The sequence below is a fragment of the uncultured Sphingomonas sp. genome, assembly GCF_913778135.1.
Lineage (GTDB): Bacteria > Pseudomonadota > Alphaproteobacteria > Sphingomonadales > Sphingomonadaceae > Sphingomonas.
Genome location: NZ_CAJYVU010000130.1, coordinates 1 through 20,152 on the forward strand (window position 1 = coordinate 1; position 20,152 = coordinate 20,152).

General features: G+C 63.6%; 17 protein-coding genes. 10 read left to right on the top strand and 7 right to left on the bottom strand.

What is annotated here, in order from left to right:
• Together QZ847_RS11920 and QZ847_RS11925 are read left to right on the top strand one after the other, a co-directional pair.
• On the top strand, positions 1–263 hold a 263-nt coding region (locus tag QZ847_RS11920; protein WP_294356734.1), incomplete at its 5' end, for a biopolymer transporter ExbD.
• A gap of 602 nt (positions 264–865) precedes the next feature.
• Entirely contained in the window at positions 866–1,213 is a 348-nt protein-coding gene (locus tag QZ847_RS11925; protein ID WP_294356735.1) for a tetratricopeptide repeat protein, read from the top strand.
• Positions 1,214–1,312: 99 nt separating this feature from the next.
• On the opposite strand, the gene dcd is transcribed toward QZ847_RS11925, so the two are convergent.
• The 6 genes from dcd to QZ847_RS11955 form a co-directional block, all read right to left on the bottom strand.
• Positions 1,313–1,867 (bottom strand): dCTP deaminase, encoded by a 555-nt coding sequence (dcd, locus tag QZ847_RS11930; RefSeq protein WP_294191375.1) that lies wholly within the window; start codon positions 1,865–1,867, stop codon positions 1,313–1,315.
• A 359-nt stretch (positions 1,868–2,226) separates the two neighbouring features.
• Complete coding sequence (locus tag QZ847_RS11935; RefSeq protein WP_294356783.1) at positions 2,227–3,516, bottom strand: ATP-binding protein; 1,290 nt, start codon at positions 3,514–3,516, stop codon at positions 2,227–2,229.
• Between the two features lie 53 nt (positions 3,517–3,569).
• Complete coding sequence (locus tag QZ847_RS11940) at positions 3,570–4,289, bottom strand: response regulator (protein WP_294356784.1); 720 nt, start codon at positions 4,287–4,289, stop codon at positions 3,570–3,572.
• A gap of 79 nt (positions 4,290–4,368) precedes the next feature.
• On the bottom strand, positions 4,369–4,776 hold the full coding sequence (locus QZ847_RS11945; RefSeq protein ID WP_294356736.1) for an EF-hand domain-containing protein: 408 nt from the start codon (positions 4,774–4,776) through the stop codon (positions 4,369–4,371).
• A 261-nt stretch (positions 4,777–5,037) separates the two neighbouring features.
• Positions 5,038–5,823, bottom strand: a complete 786-nt coding sequence (locus QZ847_RS11950) for a thioesterase family protein (RefSeq protein ID WP_294356738.1) — start codon at positions 5,821–5,823, stop codon at positions 5,038–5,040.
• Entirely contained in the window at positions 5,820–7,361 is a 1,542-nt protein-coding gene (locus QZ847_RS11955; RefSeq protein ID WP_294356740.1) for a class I adenylate-forming enzyme family protein, read from the bottom strand. The genes QZ847_RS11950 and QZ847_RS11955 overlap by 4 nt, the downstream gene beginning before the upstream one ends.
• Positions 7,362–7,392: 31 nt before the next feature.
• Between QZ847_RS11955 and QZ847_RS11960 the strand changes: the two genes are divergently transcribed.
• The 6 genes from QZ847_RS11960 to QZ847_RS11985 all read left to right on the top strand — a co-directional run bounded on the left by QZ847_RS11960 (position 7,393) and on the right by QZ847_RS11985 (position 16,130).
• Positions 7,393–8,220: an SDR family oxidoreductase gene (locus QZ847_RS11960; protein ID WP_294356742.1), complete on the top strand. Its 828-nt coding sequence runs from the start codon at positions 7,393–7,395 to the stop codon at positions 8,218–8,220.
• Positions 8,221–8,308: 88 nt separating this feature from the next.
• Positions 8,309–9,529 carry an acyl-CoA dehydrogenase family protein gene (locus QZ847_RS11965; RefSeq protein WP_294356786.1) on the top strand — a complete coding sequence of 407 codons (1,221 nt, stop codon included), beginning with the start codon at positions 8,309–8,311 and terminating at the stop codon, positions 9,527–9,529.
• Between the two features lie 145 nt (positions 9,530–9,674).
• Complete coding sequence (locus QZ847_RS11970) at positions 9,675–10,739, top strand: acyl-CoA dehydrogenase family protein (RefSeq protein ID WP_294356745.1); 1,065 nt, start codon at positions 9,675–9,677, stop codon at positions 10,737–10,739.
• A gap of 148 nt (positions 10,740–10,887) precedes the next feature.
• Positions 10,888–13,728 (top strand): TonB-dependent receptor, encoded by a 2,841-nt coding sequence (locus tag QZ847_RS11975; RefSeq protein WP_294356746.1) that lies wholly within the window; start codon positions 10,888–10,890, stop codon positions 13,726–13,728.
• A 183-nt stretch (positions 13,729–13,911) separates the two neighbouring features.
• The gene (locus QZ847_RS11980; RefSeq protein ID WP_294356748.1) at positions 13,912–15,207 is read left to right on the top strand and encodes an MFS transporter; all 1,296 of its coding nucleotides are present in this window, start codon (positions 13,912–13,914) and stop codon (positions 15,205–15,207) included.
• A gap of 83 nt (positions 15,208–15,290) precedes the next feature.
• Positions 15,291–16,130: a helix-turn-helix domain-containing protein gene (locus tag QZ847_RS11985; protein ID WP_294356750.1), complete on the top strand. Its 840-nt coding sequence runs from the start codon at positions 15,291–15,293 to the stop codon at positions 16,128–16,130.
• A 135-nt stretch (positions 16,131–16,265) separates the two neighbouring features.
• On the opposite strand, the gene QZ847_RS11990 is transcribed toward QZ847_RS11985, so the two are convergent.
• Positions 16,266–17,501, bottom strand: a complete 1,236-nt coding sequence (locus tag QZ847_RS11990) for a TetR/AcrR family transcriptional regulator (RefSeq protein WP_294356787.1) — start codon at positions 17,499–17,501, stop codon at positions 16,266–16,268.
• Positions 17,502–17,659: 158 nt separating this feature from the next.
• Between QZ847_RS11990 and QZ847_RS11995 the strand changes: the two genes are divergently transcribed.
• Both QZ847_RS11995 and QZ847_RS12000 read left to right on the top strand, forming a co-directional pair.
• Complete coding sequence (locus QZ847_RS11995) at positions 17,660–18,967, top strand: acyl-CoA dehydrogenase family protein (RefSeq protein WP_294356752.1); 1,308 nt, start codon at positions 17,660–17,662, stop codon at positions 18,965–18,967.
• A gap of 83 nt (positions 18,968–19,050) precedes the next feature.
• Positions 19,051–20,139 carry a Zn-dependent alcohol dehydrogenase gene (locus QZ847_RS12000; RefSeq protein ID WP_294356754.1) on the top strand — a complete coding sequence of 363 codons (1,089 nt, stop codon included), beginning with the start codon at positions 19,051–19,053 and terminating at the stop codon, positions 20,137–20,139.
• Positions 20,140–20,152: the final 13 nt, after the last annotated feature.

Genomic DNA, 20,152 nt, shown 5'->3' on the forward strand with positions numbered 1-20,152 from the left:
AGCCACCCGTCGATCCGATCAAGAACAAGATCGCGATCGACGCGGCCGGCACGATCACGTGGAATGGTGCGCCGGTGAACGACACCACGCTGCGTCAGTACCTCGATACGTCGGCAGCGATGACCCCGGAGCCGGAGCTTCAGTTCCAGCCTGACCGGAACTCGCGCTATGAGGTGGTCGACAATACGCTCGCCATCATCAAGCGTTCGGCGGTAACGAAGCTCGGCTTCGTCGGTAACGAGCAATATTACAAGGATTTCTGATCACGCTTCATGCCTGATCAGATGATCTGGACAGGGCGGGTACTCCAAAGCGGGAGTGCCCGCCCTTCGTTTTTTTCGCAAGACGCAGAGGCATTTGATGATCTTGCTCAGGCTGGCGCTTGCAGCGACGAGCAGATCGCACGCGCCTCGGCAGGAAATCTTTTCGAAGTGCCAGAACGTACTAAATTGAAGCGCAAATTCGCAGGGCGTGCTTGGTCCATTCTTGGGCCTGTGCGGTGACTCGCCCGTAATCCGCATAATGGCGATGGCGCACTTAGCGTCGGACAAGCGCAGCCAAGCTCCAGGCGCTCGCGGAATACGTCGGTAGTTCCGTACTCGCCGCCATATTTGACGTTGTTGGATTTGCGGAATTGTTGCTCGGGTCACCGTTCGCTGCGTCTGCTGCCGGAGACCCGTTCAGTCAAAGGCGCTGCTTTGTTCCGAAGCATATAGCACCGATGTCTCAACGACTGGCGAGAAATGATGCTTTAGCTCATCGCGCCCCTTTCCGCTGTTCCTCTCTCCGCCGTGCTCACAGATGTGACTTGCACGGCCGTCGCAAAAGTGACACGAAGGTGTCACAAAAGTGAAACGCTTAGGAGATGGTCATGCGCATTTGCTCGATGTTCGTCGCGGCTCTCACGGTAGCAACCCCAGCACTGGCGAAGGATCGCATCGGCTACACGGCGATCGCAGCGGGTAACCTGTCGCAGGCTGAGGCAACGCTCTCCGCCGAACGCGCGATCTTTCCCCGTCGTCCGGAAGTGCTGCTGAACCTTGCGGCCGTTTACGCGCGGACCAATCGGGTTGCGCAGGCACGTACGCTCTACAATGAGGTGCTCGGGTCCGAGCCGGTGTCGCTTGATCTCGCGAATGGCGGCACGACGTCTTCACACGAGGTGGCGCAGCGCGGACTTGCGAGGCTCAGCACGACGATCGCCTCGCGCTGACACGCGATACGGCGACGGCGTTACGCAGATCGTCGGGGTCGCAGACGACTTGATTGATCTAGCAATCGTTCTCGGCTGCCTCGCCGTGTGACAAACGTGTCAGAGCCGCGGCAGCGTCACGCCGCGTTGGCCCATGTATTTGCCGGCACGGTCGGCGTAGCTGACCTCACACGGTTCGTTACCCTTGAGGAACAGGAACTGGCACGCGCCCTCATTGGCGTAGACTTTAGCCGGCAAGGGCGTCGTGTTCGAGAATTCGAGCGTGACGTGGCCTTCCCAGCCGGGTTCGAGTGGCGTCACGTTGACGATGATGCCGCAGCGGGCATAGGTCGATTTGCCGAGGCAGATAACCAGCACGTCGCGCGGCACTCGGAAATACTCGACCGTCCGAGCGAGGGCGAAGCTGTTCGGCGGGATGATGCAAACGTCGGTCTTGCGATCGACGAAGCTGTTTTGGGCGAAATCCTTGGGATCGACGATCGCGTTGTCGACGTTGGTAAAAATCTTGAACTCGTCGGCAACACGGGCGTCATAGCCATAGGATGACAGACCGTAGCTGATGCACGCGTCGCGCCGCTGCGCTTCGACGAACGGCTCAATCATGCCATCTTCCATCGCGCGCTCGCGAATCCAGCGGTCGGATTGAATGGACATGGCGTGACACTCCAGAAACGTCCGCTCTGTCGCGTTCCCCGTTAGGCGACGCAAGGGGAAGATGTGGGCAAAACCACTCGGGTCCCCATCACCTAGGCGCTACGCCGGTAGCTATTCAGCGCCCGAGGACGACGCCTGCGACGTAGAGCAGCTGGTCCAGGTTTCGAGAGAGCGCGAGGCGCACGGTGTCAGGACTCCCCAACTAAACGTCTATTTCGAGGTAGCTGCACTGCCCAACGATGCTTTGTCGGCGATGTCGCGTCGTGCCGGCGGACGTTCAGGACGACCTGGTTGAAATTCCAGGCAGTAGAAGCTTTATCGCCTCTTTGCTCGTTCCAACGCTAGATGCGTGTCGAGCGCTAGCGCCCACGCGGGAGCGTGATCTCTCCGCAGAGGCCTCCGCCTTCGCGATTGCTGAGCGTGATCTGCCCTCCGGTTTCCTCCACGATCGCGCGTGCCAGCGCGAGGCCAAGACCAATGCCGCCCGTGTCGCGATTGCGCGAGGTTTCAAGCCGCGTGAAGGGCGCAAATACGTCAGTGAGTCGCTCGATCGGTATGCCGGGCCCGCGGTCCGCGACCGAAATCACGACTATCTCGGGACCCGGCCGAAGCGTTACCTCCGCACCGTCGGCATATTTGATTGCGTTCTCGATCAGGTTCCGGATGGCGCGGCGGATCAGCGACGGGCGCAGGCGGATGCGCAATCGCGCTGCTTCCTCGAAGGTCACGTCGGCGCCGAGATCGCGAAAATCCTCTACCACCGCGTCGACGAGCGCGGCGAGATCGACCTCGGTCACCGGCTCGCTGGGACGACCCAGGCGAGCAAGCGACAGAATGTCGTCGAGGGTGCGATTCATTTCCGCAATCGTGTCGACCATCCGTGCGCGATCCTGTTCGTCCTCAACCGACTCGATGCGGACGCGAAGGGCGGCGAGTGGGGTGCGCAGATCGTGGCCAATCGCGCCGAGCATACGGTCTTTTTCGTCGAGCATGGCAGTGACGCGGAGTCGCAGGTCGTTGAACGCCGCGGTGACGGCGCGCACGTCGGAGGGGCCACGCTCGACGATCGGCGTCGGTGACACACTAGGGTCGAAATCATGCGCGGCAGAGGCGAGCGCACGCAAGGGACGTGAAATGCGGCGCGCAATCCACAGCACCGCCACTAGCATGACGATGTAGAGGATTAGCGTCTGCGCGAACAGGCGCCAGAAGATGTAGCCGCCGCCTCCTGGCCACGGCGCCACCACCGACAACCAGCCGCGGCCCGGTTGCTCCACCGCAATCAGCAGGCTTTGACCATCGCGGCCGAGCCGCAGGTCTCGCTCATCCGGATGAAGCGGCGCGGGCTGCAGTCCGGTATCGATCCTGCCGACGGAGAGCCCCAGCTCTTTTAATTGATCGCGCAGCTCCCTCGACACCTCAGGGTGTCGAGGCAGGTCGGACGGGATCGGATTGGCGGCTACTCGGCGCACGCGACCTCGGTCGGGGCTGAGCGTCCGTCCGGCCTGCTCGCGTTCCAGCGCGTCGGCAATTCGCGTCGCCACTGGGCGAGTCGCTTGCGCCAGACGAAAGTTCGCGCGATCGCGCAGCACCAGCGTAAAGTTGATTGCCTGCGCGATGAACAGCGCGATCGCGACCAGCAGCGCCATCTGCCCCGCAAGGCTCTGTGGCCAGCCTGGCCGCCAGCGCGCGCGTGCGATGCTCAAAGTCGGGTCACTTCGGCCGACAGCGCGTATCCACCGCCCCAAACCGTCTTGATCAGCTCGGGATTGCGCGGGTCGGGTTCGATCTTCTTGCGCAGCCGGCTGACCTGATTGTCGATAGCGCGGTCGAACGCGGCCGCCTCGCGCCCTTGCGTGAGATCGAGCAATTGATCGCGCGTCAGTACCTGCCGGGGGCGTTGGACGAGTGCGAGCAGCAGATTGTATTCGCCGGTCGACAAGGCCACCGACACGCCTTCGCGGTCGACCAGCGCGCGCTCGCCTGTCTTGAGTACCCAGCCGGCGAAGGCGTAGGCGCCCGCGTCCGGTGCATGCTGCCGCGTTCCTCCCGACGCAGTGCGCCTGAGCACGACCTTGATCCGGGCGGCGAGTTCGCGCGGGGAGAACGGCTTCACGACGTAATCGTCCGCGCCCATCTCCAGTCCGACGATACGGTCGGTTTCCTCGCTCCGTGCGGTCAGCAGAATGACCGGGGTCTCGCTCGTCTCGCGAATGTGGCGGCACAGCGACAACCCGTCCTCTCCCGGCATCATGATGTCGAGAATGACCAGATTGATTGCGTAAGCGGTGAGACGTGCACGCGCGGCCTCTGCCTCGCCCACCTGGGTGACGCGGAAGCCCTGCTTGGTGAGATATTGTGCCAGCGGTTCGCGGATCGAACGTTCGTCATCGACGAGCAACAGGTGAGGGATGTCGGCCATGACCTCGACATCTGACATGTTTGGCCGCTCCTGTGAAACGCGGAGGCTCCGGGTGACGCGAAGCACCCGGGCGTCCTGCTTACTGCTGTTCGTCGCTGGAGGGTGCAACCTCCCCGTGGCCGCCGCCGCTCATTCGCGCTCGTATGAGTAGGCGCATCGCCTGCATCTCCTGCGCATCCACCCGCCCGTCATGGTTGGCGTCGGCCCGGTCGAACATGTTGAGCGCGCGGTCGCGGAACGCCTGCTGAGTGAATGGTGGCCGTACACCATCGCGGCGGTGCGGTTCGCCGGTCGTTGAGGCTGGGCGAATGCGATCCGAGCGACCTTCTGCTTTTCCGCCTGCGCGGCGGGCCTGTCGGGCGGCGTGCATCTCCTCTCGGCTCAGCTTGCCATCACCGTCGGTGTCCATCGCGGCGAAACGACGATCCGCGTCGGCGATGACCTCGTCACGCGTCACGATCCCGTCGTGGTTGGCATCGGCGCGCATCAGACCGCCACCACGCATTTCGCCACCGGGCGCAGGTGGGACTACGCCGGCGGCCGACGGCATCTGCTGCGCGACGGCTGCCGCACTTGCTCCAGCGCAAAGCATCGTTGCACCGAGCACGATGGCACGAATACGCTTCTTCATCAATCGACCCTCAGACTCGAGCGGCCTGCCCGCCCCGTGCTGATCACCTACGTTGAGCGTGTGGCACCTGTTTGTCGCGCCCTCCCTGCTTTGTCGCGAAATGTGTCGGCGCGTCGATCAGCCGAACAGGGCGACTGACTGCATCTGTTCCGCCACCATCTCACCGTGCGCGTTCCAGATGCCCATCTGCTGCGACGACGACCCCGCACGGGCATAATCGGCGTCGGAGCGGAGCAACCACCAGCCATCCTCGGTCGCGGGCGTTGGGCCGAGCACATTGAGCATCCACGTCATCGAACTCATCGGCACGTTGCGGCCGAGCAGCCGTAAGGCGGCGGGCGGCAGGCAATCGCCGACCGCGATCAATTCGACCATCGGATCGATCCCGTCACGCTCGTTCAGACGGGTCCAGCGCAGCCATTCGGCGGGCTTGAGGTCAGGCGCCTCCCGCTGGTCGAGGAACTCGAAATTCTGCGTGAACGGCACGCGCGGATGACCTTTGAATGTCGTGTCGTCGGGCCCAGGTCGTGCGAAGTCGGGAACGGTAGTCGTCTGGTAATCGACCTCGCTCTCGATCGCGCGCATGAACACGAAGGTACAGCGCAGCCCGAGGCCCGCCTCGCTCTCGATATCGGCCTGGATGAAGGCGGCGTTCTTGCCCCGGCGCAGCTTGTGCGTCGTGACCATGATCGCACCCGACAGCGGCCCGATGAAGCTGACCTGTGCGGAGCGCAGCGGCGGCAGGTCTGACTCCGACTGCATCGCGCAGTGGAGCGCGATCGCGGCCGACAGTCCGCCGTAAGCGGTTCGCCCCTGCATCCAACCGGCCGGGATCGTGCCACGCCACGCCGTGGCGTCGTCCATCGGCTCGAGTGCACTGAGCACCTGTTTGAGCGTCGTCATGCGAAATCTCCCGCGGCGAGCCGGTCGCGCAGCTCACGCTTCAACACCTTGCCAATCGCGCTGCGTGGCAGTTCGTCGCACTGGTACAATGCCGACAGCCGCTGCGTCTTGCCAAGCCGCGCGTTGACCGTGGCGAGTACTTCGCCTGTCCCAGTTTTCGCGTCGTCGCGGGGAACGTAGAAGCCGATTGGCGTCTCGCCCCATTGCTCCGATGCGACGCCGACGACGGTACAGTCGGCGACCGCAGGATGCTCGGCCAAGACAGCCTCGATGTCGGACGGAAAGATGTTGAAGCCGCCCGAGATGATCATGTCCTTCTTGCGGTCGGTCAGCGTCAGGAACCCGTCGGCGTCAAAACGACCGACGTCGCCGTGACGGATGAAGCGCAGGCCTTCGGGTGAGATCCACGTCGCGTCGGCTGTGGCCTGTTCGCGTCCGTGATAGCCGCTCATCATCGCGCCCGAACGACCGACGACCTCGCCCATCTCGCCGGCGGCGACCTCACGACCGTCGTCGTCGATCAGGCGGATGTCGTGCCCTGGCAGCGGACGCCCGACGGTGTGGAGCTTGTCAGGATGCTCGCTCGCGTTCAGCGCGCAGGTGCCGCCGCCCTCGGTCATGCCGTAATATTCCACCAGCAGTCCCGGCCAGCGGGCGACGACATCGCGCTTCAATGCTGCGCTGAATGGTGCGGAGGTGCAGGTCTTAAACCGGAACGACGACAGGTCGAACCGGTCGAAGTCGGGCAGCGCCATGATGCGCTGATATTGCACGGGCACCAGCATGGTGTGGGTCGCGCGGTAACGCTTCGCGAGCGTGAGGTAGGCGCGTGCGTCGAACTTCTTCATCAGCACGACACTGCCGCCCCAGCCGAGCGTCGGCAGGAAGCTGACCAAGGTCGTGTTCGAGTAGAGCGGCGTCGCGATCAGCGTGACGGCAGTGTCGAACCCGGCGACTGCGTTGCGCGACAGATGCTGCCAGCGCATCGCGTGGCTCTGCACGATCCCCTTGGGCGTGCCAGTGGTGCCCGACGAATAGATGATGTTGAAACCATCCTCGGGACCTACCTCGACCGGCTGCGGTTCGTTGTCGGCCCCTGCCGCCCATTCGTCGAGCTGATCGAGCACCACCACCTCGGCAGTCAGCCTCTGTTCGATGAGTGCGTCCGCGTTGGCAGCATCGAGAAAGACGGAACGCGCACCACAATCCGCAATCATCGCAGCGATCTGATCGGATGTCGCCGACGGCTGGATCGGTGCCGCAACGGCGCCGGCGCGTAGTGCGCCCAAAAAGACCAGCGTCTGCTCGACGCTCGGATAAGCGACCGACGCCACCGCCTGTCCTGGCTGTGTGCCGCCGTGCTGCAACGCGGCCGCCACCCGGTCCATCAGGCGATCGAGCTCGCCGTAACTGACCTGCGTCTCATCGTCCGCGATCGCCAGCTTGTCGGGCTGGCGCCGCGCGTGAACGCGGATCAGGTCACTCAGCGTGCCGAACTCCTGTGCAAGCAGGCTGACGGTATCTTGCTCTTCGCTCATGCAAGCATCCGCTAGGCGAAGCGGTTGACGAATGCCATACGCGTTGTTCGAAACGCGGGTGGAGGCAGATGTGATGCAGGGTTCGGTGGCGATTGTGACGGGTGGCGGTACCGGGATTGGAGCGGCGACGGTACGGCGGCTGGCAGCGCGCGGTGTGTCGTGCGTGATCAATTACGCCTCCAGCCGCGACGATGCTCAAGCATTGGCGCACGAGGTCGGGCACGGTGCGATCGTGGTGCAGGCCGACATCGTGGAAGACGCAGCATGCCGACGGCTTGTTGCGGAGGCGGTCGATTGTTTCGGACGCGTCGATTCTCTCGTCAACAATGCGGGCCGCACCAAGTTCGCAGCGCATGAGGACCTCGATGCGCTAGACGCAGCCGACTTCGTCGACGTCTATCAGCTGAACGTCATTGCCGCGTTTCAGATGATCCGCGCCGCCGCGCCGGCGCTGCGACAGAGCACGCATGGGGCGGTCGTCAACGTCGCCAGTGTCGCGGGCGTATTCGGGATCGGCTCGTCGGTCGCCTACGCAGCCTCCAAGGGGGCGTTGATCACGATGACGAAAAGCCTGGCCCGCGTTCTGTCGCCGGCAATTCGCGTTAATGCGGTTGCGCCCGGCTATGTCGGCACGGGCTGGTTCGAGAAGCGGTTGAGCGAGGAAGGCTTCGCCAAGCTCAACGCCAAGATCGCCGCCGCGACGCCGATGGCGCTCGCGACCGGGCCCGACGAGGTCGCGGCGTCGATCGAGATGCTGCTCGACCCTGCGATGCGCGCGATCACGGGCGAGGTGATGCTGGTCGATGCCGGCGCGCACCTCGACGTCGGGCTCAGTCGGCGGCCGGGCCGGGAGAACTAATCGATCGCGCGCTTCCGGCTTTGCACTACGCCGTGACTATGGCATGAGTACGAGCATACCGTTTATTCAGAACGTGGAGACTGACGCGATGGCGAGCGCCGCCGAACAGACCCGTCCCGCCGATACGAGCGACGACTTCCGCCAGGAAGCGCGCGACTGGATTGCCGCCAACTTCCCCGCGTCGCTGCGTGGAACCGACAACGCCATGTCCGCAATCGAGGGTCCGGGCCACGAGACACCCGATCAGCGCCAGTGGCGAGAAGTGATGGGCGAGAAGGGCTGGGGCGTGCCGACCTGGCCGAAGGAATATGGCGGTGGCGGTCTCAACCGGGCACAGGCGCGCATCCTGCAGGAAGAACTCGCGCGCGCCGGTGCCTACAATCCGATTGGCGGCATGGGCGTGATGATGTTCGGTCCGACGCTGCTCGAATACGGCACCGAGGAGCAGAAGCGCGAGCACATTCCCGGCATCGTCCGCGGTGAGGTGCGCTGGTGCCAGGGCTATTCCGAACCGGGTGCCGGGTCCGATCTCGCGAGCCTCCAAACATTCGCGGAGGACCAAGGCGATCACTACGTCGTCAATGGTCAGAAGACCTGGACCAGCGGTGGACAATGGGCCGACAAGTGCTTCGCGCTGGTGCGCACCGACAAGACGCAGAAGCATGCCGGGATCAGCTTCCTGCTGATCGACATGGATGCCGAGGGTGTTGAGACCAAGCCGATCCGCCTGATCAGCGGGCAGTCGCCGTTCTGCGAAACCTTCTTCACCAACGTTCGCGTGCCGAAGGAAAACCTCGTCGGACACGAGGGGCAGGGCTGGACGATTGGCACGCGCCTGCTCCAGCACGAGCGTAGCTCGTTGTCTGGAGGCAGCGGATCGGCCAGCCGGATGAACGCCGGCAACAGCGTGCCAAGCATCGCGAAGAAGTATCGCGGCACCGACGCGGAAGGGCGCCTGTCCGACGCCGACCTGCGCACGCGCATCATCAAGCACGAGATGGACCAGCGCGCGTTCGCGCTGACGCTTCGTCGTGCCGCACTTGAGGCGAAGGGTAATGCAGGACCGTCCGCCGCGACCTCGATCATGAAGAACGTCGGCGCGCGGATCACGCAGGACCGCGCCGAGCTCAACATCGAGATCATGGGGATGCAGGGGCTCGGCTGGGAAGGCGAAGGCTTCAGTGAGGAAGAGCTGACGCAGACGCGTACCTGGCTGTGGGGCAAGGCGGTGTCGATCTACGGCGGTTCGTCGGAGATCCAGAACAACGTCATCGCCAAGCGCATCCTGGGCATGCTCGACCATCAGTAATCACGAGGTAGGCGCGGCGGCATTGTACCGTCAGCGTCCGGAGAGGGCCGGGTCGAGGGGGCAAGTGCGGTAGAACACTTCCTCCTCCCCGGCTTAACTCGCCGACCTTCCATTCAGCGTTGCGACCGCAATCGAGGAACGACACATGGCCGCTTTGAACGACGAACAGGTGATGTTGCGCGACATGGCGCGCGAATGGGCCGACAATGAGAGCCCGGTCACCGCCTTCCGCAAGTTGCGCGACGCAGCGCCTGCGACGGGCTTCAATCCCGAGGCATGGGGTGCGATCGGTCGGATGGGTTGGGGTGGGATCGTCATCCCGGAGGAATTTGGCGGATCGGCGTTCGGCTATCTGTCGCTCGGGCTCGTCGTCGAACAACTCGGCCGTAATCTCGCCGCCTCGCCGCTGTCGTCGACCGCGGTGGCAGCTAGTGCGATCGTGATGGGCGGGTCCGACAAGGCGAAGCAGGAGTGGCTGCCCCGGCTGGCGAGCGGAGAGGTGGTCGCGACGCTCGCGATCGACGAAGGACCGACCCACAATCTTTCGGTGCAGGCCAAGGTCACGGACGGAAAGCTGAGCGGCACCAAGGCGTTTGTCGCAGAAGGTGACGGAGCCGACGCGTTCGTCGTCGCGGCTGATGACGGGCTCTACCTCGTTGCCAAGGGTGACGGCGTGACTGTCTCCTCGCGTCGCATGGCAGACAGCCGCAGTCATGCCGAGGTGCGCTTCGAACATGCTGTTGCGGAAAAGCTCGGCGGTACCCAGCTGACGGCGGCGGTGGCTGATCGTGCAGCCGCGGTGACCGCGGCCGAGATGCTGGGCATGGCGGACAGCGCGTTTCATCAGACGCTCGATTACCTGAAGCAGCGCGTCCAGTTCGGACAGGTGCTGTCGACCTTCCAGGCGCTCCAGCACCGCATGGCGAAGATGCTGACCGCGATCGAACTGATGCGCTCCACGGTCGAGGGCGCGCTCGAAGCGATCGATGCCGGCCGCTCCGACATTGACCAGGCGGTCAGCCTTGCCAAGGCGACCGCGGGCGACATCCTGCGGCTCGTAACGCGCGAGATGGTGCAATTGTACGGCGGCGTCGGCATGACCGACGAATATGACGCCGGTCTGTACCTGAAGCGCGCCGCCGTGCTGGAGGCGATGTGGGGTAATGCCGCCCACCACCGCGATCGCTTCGGGCGTCTCAACGATTATTGATCGTGAGGCTAGATAACACCAATCAAGTAATTGGTACGCGAATAATCACGTTATAGCAGCCAGACTGTCTTGATCTGATTGGCTCGATCCGATCTACTCGAACATACGGTACGGTGCGCAACAGCGCCGGCCTGAGGGAGAGGATCAGATGACAAAGCACATGCTTTTGTCGGCGTGCGCGGCTGCCGCCTTTGTTGTTGCGGGGCAGGCCGCCGCGCAGACCACGCCCGCGGGCGCAGCGGAGGCAGCGCCGGCACAATCGACGGACAACGTCGAATCGACGCCTGCAGACATCGTCGTGACGGCGCAGGGGCGCGCACAGGCGCTCGCCGACGTCCCGGTCGCGATCTCGGCGGTGAATGGGGACAGTCTGGCGCTGTCGGGAGCAAATGACATCAGGCAGCTGAACCAGCTCGCGCCCTCGCTGCTCGTATCCTCGACCGGATCTGAGGCGAACGGATCACCGCGCATCCGCGGTATAGGCACCGTTGGCGACAATCCCGGGCTCGAAAGTTCCGTCGTCGTCTTCGTCGACGGCGTCTACCGCTCACGCGCCGGCATCGGCCTCAACGAATTGGGCGAGATCGACCGGATTGAAGTGCTGCGCGGACCGCAGGGCACGCTCGGTGGCCGCAACTCGTCGGCTGGCCTCATCAGCATCGTCAGCGTCAAGCCTGCTTTCACCTTCGGTGCCAATGGCGAGGCGACATACGGCAACTATAATTTCGTACGGCTCGCAGGCGGTGTCACCGGACCGATCGCGGGCGGCAAGCTCGCCGCGAGACTGGACGGCGTCTACGTCAAGCGCGACGGCTTTTACCGTGATCGCACCAACGATACGCGCATCAACGACCGCGATCGCTACTTCGTGCGCGGGCAATTGCTGTTCGAGCCGACCAGCGACATCTCGCTGCGGCTGATCGGCGATTATACCAAGCGCAATGAGGCTTGCTGCGCCGCGACTTACGTCGATCGGACCGTCAATCCGTATATCGGCAACCTCAACAATCCCGCGACCCCGCTGACGACCGGCCTTGCGACCGGCAACAATATCGTCAACGTGCTGCGCGACCTCGGGCAGAATTTCGGCGCACTCAACCAGGGCTACAGCCGCAACGTGTCGGTGTCGAAGGGGCGCAGCTACGAGGGCGAAACGCAAGATTACGGCTTCTCGGGTCAGCTCGACTGGAAGCTCGGCGACACCAACCTGACGTCGATCACCGCCTATCGCGATTACTACAACACGCAGGGCAGTGACACCGACTACGGGACAGTAGACATCCTGTACAATGCCGCCGACGGCAACAATCGCCGCGGGTTCAAGACCTTCACGCAGGAAGTGCGCCTGAACGGCAGCCTGTTCAACGATCGTCTCGACTGGCTGATCGGCGGTTTCTACATCAACGAAAAGTTCAGCGGCAGAAGCAATCTGAAGTTCGGGTCGCAATATGGCCGCTTCGCTACCTGCCGCATCATTTCGGGCGGCGGTCTGGCCGGCCTTTATGCGCCAAATGCGACCGGCTGTGTCACACCTGGTGCAGGTCCGCTAACCCTCGCTGCGGTCGGCGGCGCGGATGTCGCCAACGGCTTCGTCACGCTCGATGGGATCAACGATCGCGGATCGACGGTCGATCGTTATCGCCAGAACATGAACAGCTTTGCGGCGTTCACGCACAACATCATCCACGTGACCTCCAACATCGATCTGACGCTGGGTCTGCGCTACACGACCGAGCGCAAGCGTTTCGCCGCCACCTTCGGGAACAACAACACCGGCTGCGTTGCGCTTCAGCAGACGTTGACCGACGAGGCGAATATCACTGCGGCGCAGATCGCGGCAACGCCCGCGCTGGCGACGCGCCGCGCGCTGGCACAGGCGTTGATCGGGTTGGGGTGTCAGGGCAACTCGACCGCAGAGCTGAACGGCGTCAGCATTCGTGACCGGCGATCCGAAAACCAGCTGACCGGCACCGCGATCCTGTCCTGGAAACCGATTGACGACCTGCTGATCTACGGCAGCTATTCGCGCGGCTACAAGGCGGGTGGCTTCAACTTCGATCGTTCCGCACTCAAGGCACCGCTGCAACCCGCCAACGGGCAGATCACGACGAGCTTTGCCTCGCTCGGCGGCGCGCAGGCGCTGGTCGGTAACCTCCAGTTCGATCCGGAGAAGGTCAACGCGTACGAGATCGGCGCCAAGTACGCGACCGGGCCATTTTCCTTCTCGATCGCAGGCTTTCGACAGGAATTTAGCAGCTTCCAGCTCAACACCTTCGACGGCACGGTGTTCATCGTGCAGAACGTCAACGGCTGCTCGCAGAGCCTGAACGGGGCCGACCGTGACCAGAGCACCTTTGCCGCCGCGCCCAACTACAACGCCGCCGCGGCCTCGACCGGTGCGTGCGCCAGCGACAACGTCGGTTACGGCGTGGTCTCGCAGGGCGTCGAGTTGGAGGCGACGTTGGTGCCCGCGCGCGACTTCCGCTTCACCGCGGGCCTGACGTATGCGGACACCAAGTACCGCGATAATCTGGTGGGATCGAACAGCGGTGCCCCGCTCAACCAGGCGCTGCGCAAGCTGCCGGGCGACAATCTGTCGAACGCACCGAAGGTAGTCGTCACCGCATCGGCCGCGTGGACGCCCGACATCGGTAACAGCGGGTGGTCGATGCTGTTCTATGGCGATACGCGTCTGAGCAGCGACTACAACACTGGCTCCGACCTGTTTCCGCAAAAGGAGCAGGATGGTTTTGCGCTGGTCAATGCACGTGTCGGCATCCGGGCACCTAGTCAGCGCATTTCGATCGAGTTGTGGGCGCAGAACCTGCTCAACAAGAATTACGCGCAAGTCGCGTTCAACTCGCCGTTCCAGCAGGGTGCCAGCACCGCCAACTTCCAAGATCCGGTCTATCCGGGCGGCCGCCAGTTGTTCTCGCAGTTCCTGGCGGAACCGCGCACCTACGGAGTAACGCTCCGCGGTCGCTTCTGAGGAATTAAATTTAGAACTTTGATACGGCGCCGTGTACGAAGGTGCACGGCGCTTTCGGCGTGTTCAAAGACTATAGTAGAACAACGTAAGTTATCGTGTTTGTTTGTTGCTGTCGGGTAACATCGCTGGATCGAGTAACTGCTCATCGCTAGCGTGCGGTCGAAAGAGCAGGAGAGCAGCGCGGTGCAAATAAACCGTCCCGAGATCGCCGACACGCTGGCGTTGAAGCGGCGTGGGCTGACGCTGGCATTACTGACGCTGACCTACTTCTTCAGCTTCATGGACCGGCAGATCCTCGCGATTTTGCTAGAGGCGATCAAGGCGGACCTGAAGCTGTCAGACACGCAACTGGGCCTGCTATCGGGCTTGGTGTTCGCGATCTTCTACGCGACGCTGGGCATTCCGATCGCGCGTCTTGCCGATCGAACCAGTCGCAAGCGGATCATCGCGATCAGCCTGGCGGTCTGGAGCGTGATGACCGCGCTTTCGGGCATGGCGCAGAACTTCACGCAATTGATGCTAGCGCGCATCGGCGTCGGAGTGGGCGAGGCGGGCGCGGGTCCGCCTAGTCATTCGATCATCGCCGATCTTTACCCGCCCGAGAAGCGCGCGTCGGCAATGGCGATCTATTCGCTCGGTGTGCTGCTCGGCGGCGGGCTGGGCATGATGATCGGAGGTGTCGTCGCGCACGCGTATAATTGGCGCGTCGCGATGATGGTGGTTGGTCTGCCGGGCGTGATCTTGGCGGCGTTCGTGTGGCTCTTTTTGGCCGAGCCGCGTCGCGGGCTGTCCGACGCGCAACGTGCGATGGAGGCGCCGGCCGCCATGCCGCCACTGGGCGAAGGTATCGCCGCGATGTGGCGCGATCCGGCCGCGCTCTACCTGGTTGCTGCGGTGACGCTCACCTCGCTGGTCGGCTATGCGTTGACGGGATGGGGCCCGAGCTACATGCAGCGGTCGCTCGGCATGTCGATGCTTGACGTGTCGAAGTACGTGGCGTTGCCGGCCGCAATCATCGGTTCAACCTCGGCCCTGCTCGGCGGTGTTGCGGCCGATCGCGCGGCGAAGCGGCACGGGCTCCATGCACAGAGCTGGGTCGTCGCGGTGTTCAAGCTAATCGCTTTTCCCTTCGCGGTCGGCTTCTATTTCGTCGACGATCCCAGGATCGCACTGGCTAGCTACTTCATCTCGGCGTTGTTCGCCGGCGCCTATCTCGGTCCTTCGTTCGCGCTCATCCAGCATCTCGCGCCAATCAAGCTGCGCAGCGTCTGGGCGGCGCTGACGCTGCTGGTGATCAATCTGGTGGGGCTGGGGCTGGGGCCGTTCCTGGTCGGACGGTTGAGCGACGCGATGCAGCCGACCTACGGCGCGCAGTCGCTACGCTGGGCGATGCTGTGCGTGGCACTTCTGACGCCGGTCGCGAGTTATGCTTATTGGCGCGCAGGCTCACTGATGAAGCAGTCGAGTGACAGGAAATGATTGCCACCGCCTCAAATTGATTATTTCATTTCGGGAAAGGTAATGATAGCATACCTGTTCATCACTGCTGGGGGGCGGGGGCGATGAGCGAAGCAATACTACCGGTTCAATATTGGCGACCAAGCGCGGCGCTGGCGCCGTACGTCACGGGATATCACTCCTATCACGCGGCCTTACCGCCAGGGCTCACGTTGCAGGATGTGTTCCTGCCGGGCTGGGCATCGATCCGCATCTCTCTGCGCGAAAGCTTGTCCTGGTCGCTGCGCATGGGTGCGCGCACGTTCAATCCGGTCCCGAACGCGGCGCTCGTCGGTCCGACCAATTGTGCGGGCCATTTGTCGACGCAGGGAGGGACGATCGTCGGCGTCAGCCTCAAGCCGCTCGGCTGGGCGCAGATCTTCGGGGGCGACGTGTCCAAGCATGCGAACCGGGTAACCCCGCTCGCGCAACTCGATGCCGGTGCCAACCAATTGCGCGAGTTGTTGCAGGAGAGTGACTGCCCCAACGAGGTGTTCGATCGCTGGCTCGAAGCGCGATTGCACCGTCGTCCACCTGCCGATCCACGCATCGGCAAGTTGTTCGACGTGCTTGAAGAAGGACGGGAGAGCCGCATCGATGTGATCGCGGAGATGCTGGATACCAGCCCGCGTTCGCTCGCCACGATGACGCGGTACAATTTCGGCTTCACGCCCAAATTACTGCTGCGCAGAACCCGCTTCCTCCGTGCGCTCAGCGCGATGCTCATCGATCCCGGGTCAAGTTCGACGGTGTTGCAGGCGACGGGTTATTATGACCGCTCGCATTTTCTACGCGATAGCCACCTATTCCTGGGTTCTTCGGTTCGCGACTTTATGCGCCGGCGAGGTCCGCTGAACCAGATCGCGCTGCGCGTGCGCGAAAAGGTGCTCGGTTCTCCCGTGTGACGCTTGGGAGCGTTCACCCGTTGGCATCAATGACAGTCAGGTAGTGATCCGAGGGCGCCGGGCGGGAGAGCCGCTTGCCTGTATTGCACCACTCGCCGGCTCGCAGGGGCGATTGCGACACGCCTCTTTGCGCGCCTAATCTTCCAAGGCGCGGTCGTCGAACATGCCGAACATGAGCGTCGACGCGTAAAGCGTCACTGCGCGGTCGCGCGGCATCGACCAGGCCCATTTCCGCATGTCGAAGGCGGCGTTGAGGAACGCCATCATCGCTTGAGCCGCAATCAGGCTGTCGACCGAGCGGATCGTCCCCTCGGCGATACCGTCGGAGATCGTTCCCGCGAAACGCCGGGCGATGCGGTTCGAGCGCTCCACCATTGCGTCGCGCGCCTCGTACGGCAACCCACTGAGTGCCGTCGTCCGCAGCAGCGAGCCGTGCTCGGAGAACTGAACGTCGAGCAGCGCCGCAACCGTGTCGGACAATCGCTGCCACTGCGAACCGCCGCGCTCGTCAGCTTGGCGCTGCGCCGCCGCAATCGTATCAAAGCTGCGCCGATAGCAGGCGGCGACCAGATCGTCCTTCGCGTCGAGATGATGGTAGAAGCTGCCCTTGGTGACGTTCAGCTCCGATGCGATGCGCTGGACGCTGGCGCCGCGGTAACCCAATTCGTTGATCAGGCGTGTTGCTGCCAGCAGGAATGCTTCGCGCCCCGGCATCGAGTCGTCGTGGGTGAGTGCGATCGGCTGCGGCGCCCAGCGTGCGCTCGGGCCCGTAATACCGTGGCGAAAGATGTCGATCAGGCGGTTACACGCACGCGGCCACTGGTCGGGATCGTAGCGTGGCAACCATACCGGCATCCAGAACGTGTTCTCGAGAAGTACGTGCGCGCGCGCACTCGCCAAGTCTGTGTGCACGCGACTGCCGGGCTGACCCCACAGGTTGCGTGTGCGCCGGAACACCTCGCGCCATCCCGTCATCAGTCTGGACCGCACCGGATCCTCGGTGGCACGCAGGTCGGAGAGGACCGCGAACGGTTTTTCCTCGTCGGACTCGATCCGGGCGAGGCGCGCCATGTTGAGTTTCAGGTATGCCTCAACCCGCTCGGCCGGCGTGTCGGCACGCATCGCCTCGTCGAGCATGCGCAGGAGATAATCGAGCGTATATTCAAACGCGGCGGCCGCGAGATCTTCCTTGCGTTTGAAATAATAAGTGACGCTGGTCGTGTTGAGGCCCACACGCCGCGCCACGTCGGCGAAGGTCATGCCCTTCGCGCTCTGTTCGTTGATCGCTTCGGCAGCAGCGGCCAGGATTGCGTCACGCTTCTCGCGGAAACGTCGCGTGCTGGTAGTTTCTTCGGCTCTGGCGTCCCCCATCTTTCTGACTGTAGCAAAAGCTTTTCGAAGAAACAGTCCCTTTATGCGGGTGTGGCCGATCCTCGCGCTCGAAGGTTCATTTGTCTGAAACAGCCGCTTTACCGAATAAGCGGTATGGCCTAAGCCCGCATCAAACGGCACCACGGCGGAGGGACGAGATGGATTTCACCCTGAGCGAGCGCGAGACCTATTTTCGCGATCGTGTGAAGGCGTTCATCGACGCCGAGATCGCGCCGCGCAATCACGAATACCACCGGCAGGCGCACGAGGGCGACCGCTGGAAGGTCATTCCCGTGATCGAGGAGGTCAAGCAGAAGGCCAAGGCCGCAGGGCTGTGGAACTTCTTCATGCCGCCGCATTCGGGGCAGCAGCACGTCGATGACACGTTCGAGTTCGAAGGCACGCAGCTGACCAACCTCGAATACGCACTCTGCGCCGAGGAGATGGGGAAGATCGGATGGGCGAGCGAATGCTTCAACTGCTCCGCGCCCGACACCGGCAACATGGAGGTGCTGCACCGCTACGGCACGCTCGAGCACAAGGAGCGCTGGCTGCGTCCGCTGATGAATGGTGAGATCCGGTCGGTCTTCCTGATGACGGAGCCGCAGGTCGCATCGTCCGACGCGACCAACATCGAGACGCGGATCGAGCGCGACGGCAATCACTACGTCATCAACGGCCGCAAATGGTGGTCGTCGGGCGTCGGCGATCCGCGCTGCAAAATTGCGATCCTGATGGGGAAGACCAGCTTCGAGGGCTCGCGCCACCAGCAGCAGAGCCAAATTCTCGTGCCGATGGACACGCCGGGTGTTCGGATAGAGCGGATGCTCTCGGTCTACGGCTACGATCATGCGCCGCACGGGCACGGCGAAGTCGTGCTGACCGACGTGCGCGTGCCGGTTGAGAATGTGTTGCTGGGTGAGGGGCGCGGGTTTGAGATCGCGCAAGGAAGGCTCGGGCCAGGACGCATCCACCATTGCATGCGCACGATCGGCGTCGCCGAGACAGGCATCGAGGCAATGGCGAAGCGCCTGGTCAGCCGCGTCGCGTTCGGCAAGCGGATCGCCGATCATAGCGTGTGGGAGGAGCGAATCGCGCGCGCGCGCATCGATATCGAGATGACGCGGCTCCTCTGCCTCAAGGCTGCGGACACGATGGACAAGGCAGGCAACAAGGCCGCGCAGCTCGACATCGCGATGATCAAGGTGCAGGCGCCCAGCATGGCGCTAAAGATTCTCGACGACGCGGTGCAGGCGCACGGTGGCGCGGGCGTGTCGGACGATTTCGGGCTCGCCCACGCCTGGGCGAACCAGCGTACCTTGCGGCTGGCGGACGGACCCGACGAGGTCCACGCCCGATCGATCGCGCGCAACGAGTTCGGCAAATATGCTGAATGGAAGATTGACCGTCCCTCGAACGACGCCGCGCCGGCTTTTTCGAGCGGCGACGTCGGCGTTAGCCGCTGAAGCTTGAAACGCCCGCGTCGACGTGGCGCGGGCACGTATCTGCGACCGGTAGCAGGCCGGCGCTTCACAGGAGAGGGTGAGCCGTGAAAGCCGCCGTTCTGTTCGAAACCAGGTCGCCGCTCCAGATCGAGGACGTCGACGTCGCCAAGCCTCGCGCACACGAGGTGCTGATCCGCACGCTGGCCTGCGGAGTATGCCGCTCCGATCTGCACTTCGTCGACGGCGCCTACCCGCACCCGCTGCCCGCAATTCCGGGACACGAGGCGGCAGGCGTGGTCGAGGCGGTCGGCGATGAGGTCCGCACCGTTAAACCGGGCGATCACGTCGTCACCTGTTTGTCGGCGTTCTGCGGACACTGCGAATTCTGCATCACCGGACGCATGTACCTGTGCGTGTCGGGCGAAACGCGGCGATCGTCGCGCGACGAGCCGCGGCTCCGGTTGGCGAACGGGGGCACGGTGCAGCAGATGCTCAACCTGTCGGCCTATGCCGAGATGATGCTGGTGCACGAGCATGCCTGCGTGTCGATCGATCGCGACATGCCGCTCGACCGTGCCGCGTTGATCGGGTGCGCGGTGACGACCGGAGCAGGTGCGGTGTTCAACGCGACCGATGTGTCGCCGGGCGAAACGGTCTGCGTAGTGGGGTGCGGCGGGATCGGCCTTGCCGCGGTGAATGCCGCGAAGATCGCGGGCGCGGCCAAGATTATCGCGCTCGATCCCGTGCCGGAGAAACGTGCGGTCGCCGAGAAGCTGGGCGCCACCCATACGCTCGATCCGCTGAGCGACACAGCGGTCGCCGAGGTGGTGGAGTTGACGAAAGGTGGCGTTCATCACGCGATCGAGGCGGTGGGGCGCCCGCAGTCGGCGGCCACGACCGTCGGCGTGCTGCGTCGCGGCGGCACCGCGACGATCCTAGGGATGATGCCGCTTGGCGAGAAGGTGGGGCTGTCGGCGATGGACCTGTTGTCGGGCAAGCGCCTGCAGGGTGGGTTCATGGGCTATAATCGCTTCCCGGTCGACATACCTCGGCTGGTCGACTTCTACCTGCGCGGGCAACTCGACCTTGACGCGATCATCGCCGATCGCCTGCCGCTCGCCCAGATCAATCGCGCCTTCGACGAACTGCGCAAGGGCGACACGACCCGCAGCGTGATCGTGTTCGATCAGTGAGCGAGTTGCAGAC